This is a genomic window from Vibrio sp. 10N.286.45.E10, assembly GCF_002874195.2.
GTDB lineage: Bacteria > Pseudomonadota > Gammaproteobacteria > Enterobacterales > Vibrionaceae > Vibrio > Vibrio crassostreae.
In genome coordinates this window covers 407,602-421,426 of record NZ_MCWD02000003.1, presented here as the reverse complement: position 1 = coordinate 421,426, position 13,825 = coordinate 407,602, and the positions used below count along the sequence as shown (strand labels likewise).

At 46.3% G+C, this 13,825-nt stretch carries 12 protein-coding genes, 2 tRNA genes and 1 riboswitch; of the genes, 2 read left to right on the top strand and 12 right to left on the bottom strand.

All coding sequences use genetic code 11. The features are described 5' to 3' along the window. Positions 1 to 289: 289 nt before the first annotated feature. Both BCU34_RS23200 and BCU34_RS23195 read right to left on the bottom strand, forming a co-directional pair. Entirely contained in the window at positions 290 to 571 is a 282-nt protein-coding gene (locus BCU34_RS23200; RefSeq protein ID WP_004741210.1) for a hypothetical protein, read from the bottom strand. A 103-nt stretch (positions 572 to 674) separates the two neighbouring features. Then, positions 675 to 1,874 (bottom strand): multidrug effflux MFS transporter, encoded by a 1,200-nt coding sequence (locus tag BCU34_RS23195; RefSeq protein WP_198592496.1) that lies wholly within the window; start codon positions 1,872 to 1,874, stop codon positions 675 to 677. Positions 1,875 to 1,975: 101 nt separating this feature from the next. Here BCU34_RS23195 and BCU34_RS23190 point away from each other — a divergent pair, with 101 nt between their 5' ends. Both BCU34_RS23190 and BCU34_RS23185 read left to right on the top strand, forming a co-directional pair. Further along, positions 1,976 to 2,917, top strand: coding sequence for a LysR substrate-binding domain-containing protein (locus BCU34_RS23190; RefSeq protein ID WP_008221529.1), 942 nt, complete (start codon positions 1,976 to 1,978; stop codon positions 2,915 to 2,917). Positions 2,918 to 3,039: 122 nt separating this feature from the next. Beyond that, a complete protein-coding gene (locus tag BCU34_RS23185) occupies positions 3,040 to 4,830 on the top strand; it encodes an aminopeptidase P family protein (RefSeq protein ID WP_102478840.1) in 1,791 nt (596 codons plus the stop codon). Positions 4,831 to 4,966: 136 nt separating this feature from the next. On the opposite strand, the gene thiH is transcribed toward BCU34_RS23185, so the two are convergent. The 10 genes from thiH to BCU34_RS23135 all read right to left on the bottom strand — a co-directional run bounded on the left by thiH (position 4,967) and on the right by BCU34_RS23135 (position 13,791). Further along, the gene (thiH, locus tag BCU34_RS23180) at positions 4,967 to 6,079 is read right to left on the bottom strand and encodes a 2-iminoacetate synthase ThiH (RefSeq protein WP_102478839.1); all 1,113 of its coding nucleotides are present in this window, start codon (positions 6,077 to 6,079) and stop codon (positions 4,967 to 4,969) included. 7 nt (positions 6,080 to 6,086) lie between these two features. Continuing rightward, positions 6,087 to 6,851 carry a thiazole synthase gene (locus BCU34_RS23175; protein WP_102478838.1) on the bottom strand — a complete coding sequence of 255 codons (765 nt, stop codon included), beginning with the start codon at positions 6,849 to 6,851 and terminating at the stop codon, positions 6,087 to 6,089. 2 nt (positions 6,852 to 6,853) lie between these two features. After that, positions 6,854 to 7,063, bottom strand: a complete 210-nt coding sequence (gene thiS, locus BCU34_RS23170) for a sulfur carrier protein ThiS (RefSeq protein ID WP_102433022.1) — start codon at positions 7,061 to 7,063, stop codon at positions 6,854 to 6,856. Beyond that, a complete protein-coding gene (locus BCU34_RS23165) occupies positions 7,060 to 7,842 on the bottom strand; it encodes a HesA/MoeB/ThiF family protein (protein WP_102433021.1) in 783 nt (260 codons plus the stop codon). Before BCU34_RS23165 ends, thiS begins: the two co-directional genes overlap by 4 nt. Further along, positions 7,832 to 9,124: a thiamine phosphate synthase gene (locus tag BCU34_RS23160; protein WP_102478837.1), complete on the bottom strand. Its 1,293-nt coding sequence runs from the start codon at positions 9,122 to 9,124 to the stop codon at positions 7,832 to 7,834. Before BCU34_RS23160 ends, BCU34_RS23165 begins: the two co-directional genes overlap by 11 nt. Beyond that, positions 9,124 to 11,073: a phosphomethylpyrimidine synthase ThiC gene (thiC, locus tag BCU34_RS23155; RefSeq protein WP_102433019.1), complete on the bottom strand. Its 1,950-nt coding sequence runs from the start codon at positions 11,071 to 11,073 to the stop codon at positions 9,124 to 9,126. The genes BCU34_RS23160 and thiC overlap by 1 nt, the downstream gene beginning before the upstream one ends. Positions 11,074 to 11,202: 129 nt before the next feature. Next, a riboswitch (TPP riboswitch) is annotated at positions 11,203 to 11,301 on the bottom strand. A gap of 62 nt (positions 11,302 to 11,363) precedes the next feature. Then, on the bottom strand, positions 11,364 to 11,747 hold the full coding sequence (gene crcB / locus BCU34_RS23150; RefSeq protein WP_004736665.1) for a fluoride efflux transporter CrcB: 384 nt from the start codon (positions 11,745 to 11,747) through the stop codon (positions 11,364 to 11,366). A gap of 100 nt (positions 11,748 to 11,847) precedes the next feature. Next, positions 11,848 to 13,230: a multicopper oxidase family protein gene (locus BCU34_RS23145; protein ID WP_102433018.1), complete on the bottom strand. Its 1,383-nt coding sequence runs from the start codon at positions 13,228 to 13,230 to the stop codon at positions 11,848 to 11,850. A gap of 347 nt (positions 13,231 to 13,577) precedes the next feature. Beyond that, positions 13,578 to 13,654, bottom strand: a tRNA-Trp gene (locus BCU34_RS23140). 60 nt (positions 13,655 to 13,714) lie between these two features. Beyond that, positions 13,715 to 13,791 (bottom strand) — tRNA-Asp (locus tag BCU34_RS23135). Positions 13,792 to 13,825: the final 34 nt, after the last annotated feature.

Below are 13,825 nucleotides of genomic sequence, written 5' to 3'. Positions count from 1 at the left end.
CCGTGCCTGATTTATCACTACACACTTCCCGTCGAGGCATCGGGCTATTCTATCTATTGCTAGGTTGCCCAAGTTGTAATGACCTACTATCAGATTTCTGTTCGTCACAACCAAGTTTTGCCATTTGCTTCCTTCAGATTTCACCTCACGGTGAACACCCTTGCATAGGCTAACGGTTCTCGCTCGACTGAGCCCGTAGAGGACTTTCACCTCCTAGATCAACGCCATGCTCGGCGCACAACGCAAAAAACCACTCAATTGAGTGGTTTCTTTTTTAACTGGCGTAAGCTTACTTTTCTAGAAAAGCCTGAAGCTCTTCAGCCGAGATGCCTTGCTCAGCTAGCTCTTTTGCTAATAGCTGAACTTGTTCACCTTTACGAGACTCTACCACTCGCTGAAATTGGTAGATGATATCTCGTAAAGTATCGATTGGAACTTGTTTTGCCGCACTGCGAATACGCTCTTCACTTTGGTTGCCCAGCTCTTTAAGCAATTTACCAAACATAACCTTTTCAGGTGCATCTTCCATTTGTTCTAAGACACGCGCCATTTCGTAGGTTGTTAATGACATTACAGTATTTTTCCGTTGGAGACTTACGTTTCAATGAGTGACAAATATACCATGTTTTAACGTTTCGCAAACCGCCATTTGTCTATTTTGCCACCCTTATTGCTTATGCCTTGGCAAACGTTGCATGCCACGACTTACCAGACTTGCTCGCCAACACGAATAGCGCAGGAGCAATCAGGAACATTTGTAGCGCAATCATCTCTTGTGACGTTACATCAAGACGCTGCATGGTACCAACAAGTAGCCCAGAACCACTCATTTGGAATAAACCTAATAACGCTGCGGCAGTACCCGCACGGTCACCAAATGGTTCCAACGCTTTACCTGCAGCCGCACCGAGAATCCAAGCAAAGCCAACAGATGATAAGAAGATAGGAAGCATGAATGCGATTGGAGTCGCATGCTCTGCCAGCACCAACATGATCACGCCTGCTAAACCTAGCATTGAGATACCAACCACCAGAGCTTTATAGGTACCAAAGCGGTCCATAAATTTAGGTGCCGTAAAAGCTGCCGCGATGTTAATCACTGCATTCACTCCAAACCAGAAGGTAAATTCTTTCATGGTTAAGCCAAGGTTCTCCATCAACACAACCGGCGCTGAGGTTACATAAGCGAGGATCACTGCCATCGCCATCAAACACAGAGTTGCGTGAAATAGGAATGAAGGTGTTTTTAATACTGACCAGTAGCGCTCTAGTTTGAACACCGCTACCTTTTCCGTCACCGGGTTCGATTCTTTCATTCGGAAGAATAAGATAGTACCGACAACGACAGCGAAGCCTACCATAAAGCTAAAGTTGGAACGCCAGCCAAATTGATGAGTTAACCAAGCGCCAAGAATCGGTGCCAATGCAGGAATAAAGCAAATAGCGCCATTAAGGTAGCTGATCATTCGGCCACTCTTCTCTGGACCAAATAGATCGCGAACCGTTGCAAAGGCTGCCACAGAAGTCGCACAAGCTCCTAAGCCTTGTAGCAACCGAGCTATTAGCATCATATCAATCGATTGAGCTGCCCACGCCAAGCAAGCACTCAATGCATAGATACTAACACCTCCCAATGCAACGGTTCGACGTCCTAGCTTATCCGCCAAGGGGCCGGCAAATAGTTGGCCGACACCCATAGCAAACAAAAACCAAGTGATCGTATCTTGTGCTAATGCATGTTCCACGTGAAACGCTGTCGAAATCTGTGGCAGAGCTGGCAGGTAGATATCAATAGCCAAAGGGCTAAAAAGAACCAGCATTGCCAATAAAGCAACCTGCAGTTTACTAGGGGTTGGAAACGCGTTAGAAGGCACAAGATTCTCCGGATGAGTTAATTTAGGTGCATAATAACCAACTAAAGATATGAACAAAAATGGCATATAATCATTAGCATTATTCCAATAAGGAAACTCACATGAATATCGAGAAACTATCGCGCCTCGACCTCAATCTACTGGTTTGCTTGCAGGTGCTAATGGAAGAACTGAGCGTTACGCGCACTGCACATCGATTGTGCCTGAGCCAATCAGCCGTGAGTAAGTCATTGGCCAAACTTCGCGAACAATTTAATGACCCTCTTTTTACGCGAAGTGCACACGGCCTACGCCCGACACCAAAAGCAGTGTTCCTTAAGCCACGGTTGGAAACACTGATCAATCAACTTGATGTGCTTACCCAACCGGAGACATTCATTCCCAACAACAGTGACCACAGTTTTCACATTGCAGCGGTTGAAAGTGTCTACCCGTTGATTCTTCCTCACTTCTTACCTGCGATTTTTCGCCAAGCGCCAAAAGTAAATATAAACACCCACGCTTGGACAGAGCAAACCTTTAAGAAATTACAACTTGGTGAGTTAGATATCGGCCTCACAGGCAAAGACATCGACATCAACGACGCGCGTTTAACCATGCTGCCGCCAGATGATATCTGCGAACAAGAGATCTACCGCGACGCGCAGATGTGTGTATTGAGGCGCAACCACCCTGCTCTGAGTGGTCAATGGGATCTGGAAACCTATCTGGCACAACGTCATGTTCAAGTAAGGTGTGATGGTAATGATCGTTGGTTACTCGACTACAAACTTGCCGACCTTGGTCATCAACGTGATATCGCTATTTCTGTTCCCGACTTCAACAGTGCCGCAAGCCTGTGTACCTACACCGACTTTGTATTTACCGCACCAAGCCACTTCACTCATCTGGTTGCGAAGCAGCTCGACTTAGTGGTTGTGCCTCTGCCAATGGAATTTCCACCAATGGCTTACACTCTGTTTTGGCACCGTGATAGAGAAAACGACCCAGCCTTAACTTGGTTGCGAGATATCATCAAAGAAAAAACTCTGCACCTCAGATAAAAATGGCGTACAGCGTTTGCAGCAAACGAACAAAAGCGCTAGCTTATTGACCTAATAAGTCCCCTCACAGGTATATCGGCTGTGAGTGTTAACAAGGACCCTAACAATAAGGATAAACACAGATGCACAATATCACTGCGGAACGCGTTACTGCGGTTCGAGCTTGGCTTGAAGCAAACCACTTAGATGCTGTTATCATTCCACATGAAGACGAGTACCTAGGTGAATACGTTCCAGCTCACAACGAGCGACTTCACTGGCTAACCGGTTTCACTGGCTCTGCAGGTGCGGCTGTTATCACTCGCGAAAACGCGGCTATTTTTGTTGATGGTCGCTATACCGTCCAGGTTCGTAAACAAGTACCTGGTGAGCTATTTGAGTATCGCCACCTTATTGAAGAACCGGCTTTAGATTGGATCATCAATTCACTAGCGCAAGGCAGTAAAGTTGCATTCGACCCACGCATGCATACGGCGGCTTGGCTGAAAGGCGCTCAAGCTAAACTGGCAGAGAAAGTTGAACTAACAACACTATCTTCGAATCCAATTGATGAACTTTGGTCTGATCGTCCTGAGCCTGTAGTATCTGATGTTCGCCTAATGACAACCGACGCCGTAGGCCAATCAAGTGAAAGCAAACGCGCAGAAATTGCAAGCCTACTAAAAGCCAAAGGCGCTGATGCCGCTATCCTTACTGAGCTGGATTCAATCTGCTGGTTACTCAACATTCGTGGTTTAGACGTATCTCGTCTGCCGGTTGTGTTATCTAATGCAATCATTCACGCCGATGAAAGTGTCGATTTCTTCTTAGACCCAGTTCGTATCCCTGCAGGCTTTAAAGCGCACGTTGGTAATGGTATTCGTGTTTCTCACCCATCTGAGCTTGAATCCCGCCTTCAATCTTTAGAAGGTAAGAATGTGTCTGTTGATTCAGGCACAAGCAATGCTTGGTACACGCTTGTTCTCCAAAACGCCGGTGCTCATATCATTGAAGCAGCCGACCCATGCCTAATGCCAAAAGCCGCGAAGAACGAAACAGAAATTGCCGGCATGAAAGCGTGTCACATCCGTGATGGCGTGGCGATGGCAAAATTCCTATCTTGGATTGATGCAGAAGTGGCGCAAGGTAATCTGCACAACGAAGCGGTACTAGCAGACAAAGTACAGTCATTCCGTGAGCAAGATCCAACCCTAATGGACCTAAGTTTCGACACAATTTCAGCGGCAGGCGGAAACGCAGCCATGTGTCACTACAACCATGAGAACCAGCCTGAGCCGGGTCAGCTAGAGATGAACACTCTGTACCTAGTCGATTCAGGCGGTCAATACCTAGATGGCACAACCGACATCACACGTACTATCGCAATTGGCCAGCCAAGCGAAGAGATGATTCAACAGTTCACTCTTGCACTTAAGGGTCACATCGGAATTGCTCGCGCACGCTTCCCACAAGGTACTCGTGGTTTCCAACTGGATATCCTAGCGCGTCAGCACTTATGGGCAGAAGGCTTCGACTATGACCACGGTACTGGTCACGGTGTTGGCCACTTCCTGAGTGTTCATGAAGGTCCGCAAAGCATCTCTAAAAAGCTGATTGACGTTCCTCTTGTTGAAGGCATGGTGTTATCAAATGAGCCGGGTTACTACCGTGCCGATGAGTTTGGTATCCGCATCGAAAACTTAGAGCTGGTTGTTGAGCTTCCAACTCAAGGTGACTTCTCAGTGCTAACGTTTGAATCGCTAACACGTTGCCCTATCGATAAGCGCAACATCAACGTCGCTCTACTGACACGCCCGGAACTTGCATGGCTAAACGATTACCACCAAAAGGTGTGGAACGATGTTAGCCCACTAGTTGAAGGTGATACGTTAGAGTGGCTACGCCAAGCAACAGCGCCACTAGCTCACGCTTAGTGCCTAACTGGATAGATAACTTAGCCAAACCATTTTAGCTAAGTTAGATACGAAAACGGCTACCTAAAGGTAGCCGTTTTTATTTGTCGCTTTCACATCACTGATGTTTCACGTGGAACATCAGCCAAGCTGCAAGTTAGCCTGAGTAAGCGCTATGCCAATCTCGCCATACCGGGTCAAACCCACGTTGACGAATCATAGCCTCGACATCAGCTGCGCTTCTTTCATCACTTATCTCGAACTGCTCAAGCTCTTCCTCACCTGAAGCATAACCACCAGGTTGAGTTTTTGACGCGGCAGACATGCTAGTGATACCTAACGGCAACACGTTATCGCGGAACGTTGCTGACTCACGAGTCGAAAGAGACAACTCAACTTCAGGGTTTAATAAGCGATAGGCACAGATAAGTTGTACCAACTGCTTATCACTCATAATAGATTTAGGCTGCAAACCACCCTCACACGGACGAAGACGTGGGAATGAAATCGAGTAACGTGTTTGCCAATAAGTACGCTCAAGATAATCTAAGTGAGCGGCCACGAAGAAACAGTCGGTACGCCAATCTTCCAAACCAATCAAAGTACCAATACCTATCTTATCAATACCCGCCTTTGCCAGACGATCAGGCGTTTCGAGTCGGTATTCAAAATCCATTTTGTTGCCACGCAAGTGGTGCTCAGCATAAGTACTTGGGCTATAGGTTTCTTGGTAAACCATCACAGCATCTAAGCCAAGCGTTTTGAGCTCCGCGTAGTCGTCTTGATCAAGCGGCTGCACTTCCATCGCAAGGTAGTTAAATTGCGCTTTGATATTCGGCAGCACCTCGCGGAAGTATTTCATCCCAACCTTGGTTTCGTGCTCACCGGTCACCAACAATACACTATCGAATTTCATCTTTTTGATGGCCGCGCTCTCGGCATCAATTTCATCCAAAGTTAATGTGCGACGCTTGATGCGGTTCTCCATCGAGAAACCACAATAGGTACACGCATTCGCGCACAAGTTAGATAGGTACAAAGGAATATATAGCGACATCGTATTACCGAACCGTTTACGCGTTAGCGCCAACGATTGTTGTGCCATCTGCTCTAAGTAAGGTTCTGCCGCTGGAGAGATCAAAGCCTTAAAATCTTCTAAGTCACGTTTAGGTTTACTCAGAGCACGTTCAACATCCGCCGCCGTTTTACTGAAGATGGACATACCAATGTCATCCCAGTTGAGCTGTTTAAATCGATCAACAAACGTCATGGCAATACTACTCGTCTAGGAATGAGGTTAGCGGGCTGGAAGCAACCGCGTGAGATACCTGACCAGCGAGACCAGCAAGGTAAGCCATACGACCCGCTTCAACTGCCAACTTGAAAGCAATCGCCATTTCAACTGGCTGTTGAGAAGCAGCTATCGCCGTATTCACTAACACAGCGTCAGCACCCATTTCCATTGCACGCGCCGCGTGTGAAGGAGCACCAATGCCAGCATCAACAATCACAGGAACATTAGCTTGGTCGATAATGATCTCTAGGAAGTCGGCTGACGCGATTCCCTTATTAGAACCAATCGGTGCACCGAGTGGCATCACCGCAGCACAACCAACCTCTTCTAAGCGCTTACACAATACAGGGTCGGCATGGCAATAAGGCAACACAACGAAGCCATCTTTCACCAACTGCTCAGCAGCGTTAAGTGTCTCGATTGGGTCAGGCATCAAGTACTTTGGGTCCGGGTGAATCTCAAGTTTTAGCCAGTTAGTACCTAGTGCTTCACGAGCCAAGTGTGCGGCGAAAATCGCATCCTTCGCGTTCTTCGCACCAGAGGTATTTGGAAGTAGATTAACGCCAGCATCAATAATTGGCTGTAAAATATCATCTTGTTCAGAACGAATATCGACCCTCTTTAGTGCCATGGTTGCCAGTTGCGAACTTGAGGCTTCGATAGCACTCGTCATCAAATACTTGTTTGCGAACTTGCCTGTACCAGTGAACAGTCGTGATTGGAATGTTTTATCTGCGATGGTTAACATGGTTAGCCCCCTGCAATAGCTTGAAAAAGAGAGACAGAATCGCCTTCATTGACGATGGTTTGTTGCCACTGGCTACGCGGTACAACCGCATTATTGATAGCAAATACACATCCCAAATCAGGTAGCGATAGTGCTTGGATGATGTCTGAAAGAGACGACGATTGCGCGACCTGCTCTGGTTGCTCGTTTATAGAAATAGTTATCTGGCTCATTGTGTTTCTTCTTCTAGGTGTTGGATCGCATCTGTATTGCAAACCGGACATTCGCTATCTTGCGTGACCATTAGGCTTTGCCAGTTCATGGCCTGGCCATCGAACAGCTTTAGCTGATGCGTCGCGACTTTAAACTCGCCACTGCTAATGCGCTGAATAGCAGCGAGAGCCTGGAGGTTGCCTATAGTTCCAACCACTGGGCCAATGATGCCGCTATCACCGCAGCGCGTTGTTTGTGGATGGTGGTCGAACGGGAAAAGGCAGTGGTAACACCCTTCCTGGTTCTGATAATCAAAGACAATAAATTGACCTTTCCAGCCGATTGCAGAACCTGATATCAAAGGTGTATTAGCTTTGAAACAAGCTTGGTTAACTTGCTGGCGTGTGGCGAAGTTGTCGGTACAGTCCAACACAACATCAGCTAGCATCACTTCAAGCTTTAACTGGCTTTCGGCCATTCGCTTGTTGATGGTCCTAACTTGGCTTCTACCATTTAGCTCACTCAGTTGTAGTTTCAATGAATCGACTTTAGCTGTACCAAGATCGCTTTCTTTGAACGCGACCTGTCGTTGTAGATTGGATGAGTCGACACAATCATCATCAACCAACACGATTTTTCCGATGCCAGACGCTGCTAGATAAAGAGCCGCAGCATTCCCCAAACCACCACAACCAATCACCAACACATGACCGTTTAGTAGATTTCGTTGTCCTTGTTCACCAACCTCAGGCAATGCGATTTGGCGTTGATAACGAATGAATTCGAAATCACTCAGCATGACTTAGCTCCTGAGTTATCTCTTTAGCAGCACTTGTAGAACTGTCAGCCATTAATACTTCGAAGAACTCAATCACTTGTTTGGGGTCTTCGGCTAACGTAATCGCACGTACAACCGCTAAGCTCGATACACCACACTCCCAAACCTGCGCAGCTGTCGATTGGTCAATACCGCCAATAGCAACCGTCGGATAACCAGTAAGTTCTTCTGTGTATGGGATGGTATCAATTAGTTGTTGGTACAGAGATAAACGCACCAAGCCTTGAGGCTTTGATGGCATCTGTTTCGTCGTGGTCGGAAATATATGGCCTAGTGCAATGTAGCTTGGATTGATTTGGACGATACGTAGCAACTCATAATAACCATGAGTCGATAGACCGATCTTAATACCCGCTTGGCTCAGTTGGGACAGATTTGACTCTTCAATATCCTCTTGCCCCAGGTGTACACCAAAAGCGCCATGCTTGAGCGCAAGCTGCCAGTAATCGTTAATGAAAACCTGAGCGTTATGTTCTCGACCAAGTTCGATAGATCGCGCGACTTGTTGTTCTAAATCGGCTTGTTGAGGGTTCTTAATACGCAGCTGGACGGTATTAATCCCGAGCTTGAGCAACCTGTCTATCCACTCGACATCATCAACCACCGGGTATAAGCCGAGGCTATTCTTAGTCAACTCAGGGAAAGAAAGTGATGTCCCTTGGTTAGCCCAACCAACGCTTATATTCAGTCGTTCATCTTCAAGGACAGGGATAGGAAAACTTTGATAATGTGCTGGCCATGTTCCACGTGAAACATTCGATGCAGCGCGAGCCAAAACCAACGCATCTTCCAATGGAAACTCTAATGCTAATAACGTAAGTAACCAAGCAAAGTGGCCACGATTATCTAATTCTTGATGAGCTGTAGTTTCACTCTTGATAACACGATTAGCATCTAAGTGTGACCAGATATCTAACACAGCTGAATCATCGGAGACTCCGATATAGACGGTGTTCGAAGCTTGAGTCAAAGCAGCACAAACATCGGTTAACGCAACTGAATTACTGTAATCAACAACATGGTTCAGTTCCGCTAACTGACACTCCGCCAATGAATCAACATCATGAGCAAAGCCAATAGATAACGCCTGCTGAGTGTCAACGATAGAGAAGTATTGAGTTGGGCTTACACCCAACTCAACTGCATCGGTTGCCAAGCCTTGTCGCTTAGCAACCAATAGACAGTTCTGCACCTCTCCCGTTAACTCAATATTTTGAGATGGGATGAGTATCTTCACTGTCACTATTCCTCTAATTGAGCTTCTTTTGCACCTATTGCAGGGTGGTAAAGTTCAGACCCAGTATCACGGAACTCTTGTGATTTCTGACGCATCCCTTCCAACGGGTTATCTAGCATCCTAATCTCAATAGCCTGATCCGCGGCTACTTGTTCTGTATCTTTCGCATACTCTCGGACTTCCTGAGAGATCTTCATCGAGCAGAATTTAGGTCCACACATTGAGCAGAAGTGAGCAACCTTACCGGATTCTTGTGGCAGAGTTTCATCATGGAAAGAACGGGCTGTTTCCGGATCTAAAGCTAGATTAAATTGGTCTTCCCAACGGAATTCAAAACGTGCTTTAGATAATGCATTATCTCGGATTTGTGCGCCTGGATGTCCTTTTGCCAAATCCGCAGCATGTGCTGCCAGCTTGTAAGTAATTAAGCCGGTCTTCACATCTTCTTTGTTTGGTAAGCCTAAATGCTCTTTAGGCGTTACATAACAAAGCATCGCACAACCGTACCAACCAATCATCGCCGCGCCAATTCCAGAGGTAATGTGGTCATAACCCGGTGCGATATCTGTAGTCAGCGGGCCTAATGTATAGAAAGGCGCTTCATGGCAGTGCTCTAACTGCTCGTCCATATTCTCTTTAATCAGGTGCATTGGTACATGTCCAGGGCCTTCAATGATCACCTGAACGTCATATTCCCAAGCCACTTTAGTCAACTCACCTAGAGTACGTAACTCCGAGAATTGAGCCTCATCATTAGCATCTGCAATTGAGCCCGGGCGTAAACCGTCACCTAATGACAGAGCAACATCGTACTTCGCACAGATCTCACAGATCTCACGGAAGTGGGTATAAAGGAAACTTTCTTGGTGATGAGCAAGACACCATTTCGCGATGATGGAACCGCCACGAGAGACAATACCAGTCACACGCTTAGCGGTCATTGGTACGTAACGAAGCAGTAAACCTGCGTGGATAGTGAAGTAATCAACACCCTGCTCTGCTTGTTCAATCAAGGTATCACGCATTACTTCCCAGTTAAGGTCTTCCGCAACGCCATTCACTTTTTCAAGCGCCTGATACATAGGAACCGTACCAATTGGTACAGGGCTATTACGTAGGATCCATTCGCGAGTCTCGTGGATATTACGGCCGGTGGAAAGGTCCATCACGGTATCGCCACCCCAGCGAGTCGACCAGACTAGCTTCTCAACTTCTTCTTCAATCGAAGAGCTTACTGAAGAGTTACCGATATTAGCGTTCACCTTCACTAAGAAGTTTCGACCAATAATCATCGGTTCTGATTCTGGGTGGTTGATGTTTGAAGGGATAATAGCTCGACCTTCAGCAACCTCTTTACGCACGAACTCAGGAGTGATTTCTTTCGGCAGGTTTGCACCAAAGTTATGGCCAGGGTGTTGATGGTTAAGCTGCTCATCAGCGAACTTCTGACGTCCCATGTTCTCACGTATGGCAATGTACTCCATTTCAGGTGTGATAATACCCTGACGAGCATAGTGCAGCTGAGTAACACATTGGTCGCCAGTCGCGCGACGAATTCGAGGCAGGTTTCCGTAACGAAGGTCGTCTAGGGTTTCATCTTCTAAACGTTCTTTGGTGTAAACAGAGCTTACATCATCAAGCAATTCCGTATCACCACGCTCTTCAATCCATTGCTCTCGCAACTTAGGAAGGCCGCTATAAAGGTCTATTTCATGCGTAGGATCGGTATAAACACCGGAGGTGTCGTAGACATGAATAGGCTCATTAGGTTCGAATACAGGCTCTTTTTTGGTACCACCAACAAGGCTATCTGCGAGTGAAATTTCTCGTACAGGGACTTGAATGTCCTCTCGAGATCCTTGGATGTAAGCTTTTTTTGAATTTGGATAAGGTTGTACGGATAAAGAATCAATGAAATTCTTCGCTTCCAGTCTTGCTTGTTTACGACTCGACATAGCATTTTTCCTTGGCTTTTAGCCATTATTTATAGGGATAAAAATGCTTGACGGATAAGATGCTACAAGAGGGATCACGGTAAGAAATACAGTTGTGATCTGGAGATAGATCTCTAGAAGGATTCTAGTTAGATATCTACTCTTGTTCCCTTCGCAGGTATTAGCCTGATCAGGTTCAACGGATCCCGAGTTAACGGTCTCAGCCATATGGCACTCCGACAAGTACGATCGAGTATATAAAAACGGCTTGGATAAACCAAGCCGAGTTGTTAACAAATCGTAAGAAAGTTTTAAGACTTTATCAAAAGTTGGAAGCCGATCCATGCGGCTGAAATACTGAGAACCACATTGAGCAGTACATTGAGTCCCATCTTGAAGAACGCGCCCTGCTGCATAAGAAGCACGTTATCCATCGAAAACGTAGAAAATGTTGTCAGGGCTCCAAGGAAACCAAGACCAATAATTTGTCTCCATGGCTCCGTCGCGACCATCTCATTTTCAAACGCGGCGATGAGCAATCCCATAATCAAAGAGCCAATTACGTTAACAGTCAGCGTACCGTAAGGAAAACCACGCCCTAACATCACAACGCATAACTCTGAAATCAAGTAACGTGAACAAGCACCAAACGCGCCACCGATGGCAATAAAACCTAGAATAGATAACTGACCCATGAATCCTCCCAAACAATAATCCCTATATTCTAGCTTTAACGCCGATAAAAGCGAGGGTAGAAACTAAGAATGCATGCGCAAATATTAAACGTTACAGGTGTCACTTAACTTCAATATATCCCATCAAACCCGTTTTCATGTGTTCGATAACATGACAGTGATACATCCAGCGGCCAGGGTTGTCGGCAACAAATGCAGCTTTAGCACGGCCGTTTTTTCCAAGTAACACAGTATCGGTATGGAAGGGCTCTTCTATTTTTTTACCATCAAGTTCCAATACAGTGAATGTATGACCATGAATATGAATTGGGTGATGGTACTGAGTGACGTTCTTGAGGTCGAATATATAAGTTTTACCTAACTCCAAAGTCGCCAACGGGTCTGGAACACTGTCTTTACTCATTCCCTCCCACGCACGTTTATTCGTAAGCCAAAACTTAGGCATCGACTTCCCATCTTTAGATACCGGTGATACCGCCCCTTCCCACTCAAACACAAAATCGATTTCTTCTGCATTAGCGAGGTTTAAGTTAGGCACAGGATTGAGGGGCAATAAAGGAAGTGTTTGGCCTTCGATTAACGTTGAATCAACAGCCTCAAACTCACACAAGGAAAAAGGAAAACGCCCTTTCATTTGAAGGACACTCACTCGCTCCCCCGCCTTGGGAGCAATCAGCCCGAGATCGACACGCATACCTGGGCCAATCTTGTGTTGAGTCAGCTTATAAGGTGTCTTTACAGGGTTACCATCAATAGCAATGACCCATGCCTCAGCCCCCTCAATGGCTATAGGATAGGTAATCGTGTTATCAACATTAGCGATACGCAGCCTAGTCGTTGCATGCTGCTTCAATTGATAGATAGGTTCATGTACTCCATTAACGCTACTCCACTCTCCCGGCGTGCCCATACGAGCGCTGAGGCGAGGGATCATTAAGTCTTTCCACTGACCTTGTTTGTCGATATGCCAATGTTTAAGCATCAGAGCATGCTCTTCATCGAACTGAACTGCCGCACTCTCTTCGACAATAATAAGCCCGACCAAGCCCATACCAAGTTGCTTAACACTGTTCATGTGTGGGTGATACCAGAATGTACCCGCATCTGGTGGCGTGAACTCATAGACAAACGTTTCACCGGGCATAATCGGAGGCTGACTTAAGAAAGGAACCCCGTCCATTTCAATCGGAATTCTCAGGCCATGCCAATGAATTGTGGTCGGTTCTAATAGCTTGTTGGTAAATCGAATCGTTACCTTTTCGCCTTGTCGACAGCGAATAATCGGCGCTGGAGTCTGTCCATTAAAGGCTAAAACATTAGTACTAAATCCCTTCACCAACTCAGCGGTTGAAGGCTCAGCTGTTAAGTCATAAACGAACTTTCCTTGCTCATCAACAGACCGCTTCATTGAGCAAGCTGGTAGGACGGTTAGTGCAGATATAGCGAGAGATGATTGAATAAACTTACGACGGGAAATATCCATATTTGTTGCCTTTTAGTAATAACGACCAAAATGTAACAAAATATTGAGAATAATTCTCATAAAGAAGTATGGTTTGTGCTATCGATTGTTTATAAAAGAAGCTGAGATAAGTAAGCACTTACACTTTTCAGGCTAGGTTCTGTTAAAGATAGGAATTGTCGACAAAAAAAATCGAACAAACAGAAAGCAAAAAGGCTCCAGCATTTCTGATGGAGCTTTAAATATGGCAGGGGTGGACTGGGCCGGCACTCCGGAGATTTGACCGGGCTGGCGATTCTGCTCACAACATTGCTTCGTAGAAGCAACAGATATAAAAAAGCCCCAGCATTTCTGCTGAGGCTTTGATATGGCAGGGGTGGAGAGATTCGAACTCCCAACACGCGGATTTGGAATCCGCTGCTCTGCCAATTGGAGCTACACCCCTAAAACTTTTTACTACTTCAGATTCGAAAAAACCTCGCACTAGGCGAGGTTATCGAATAAGTGGCGGAGTGGACGGGACTCGAACCCGCGACCCCCGGCGTGACAGGCCGGTATTCTAACCAACTGAACTACCACTCCGCAGTGGTCAACTCACTAAGTGAGCGTCCATATC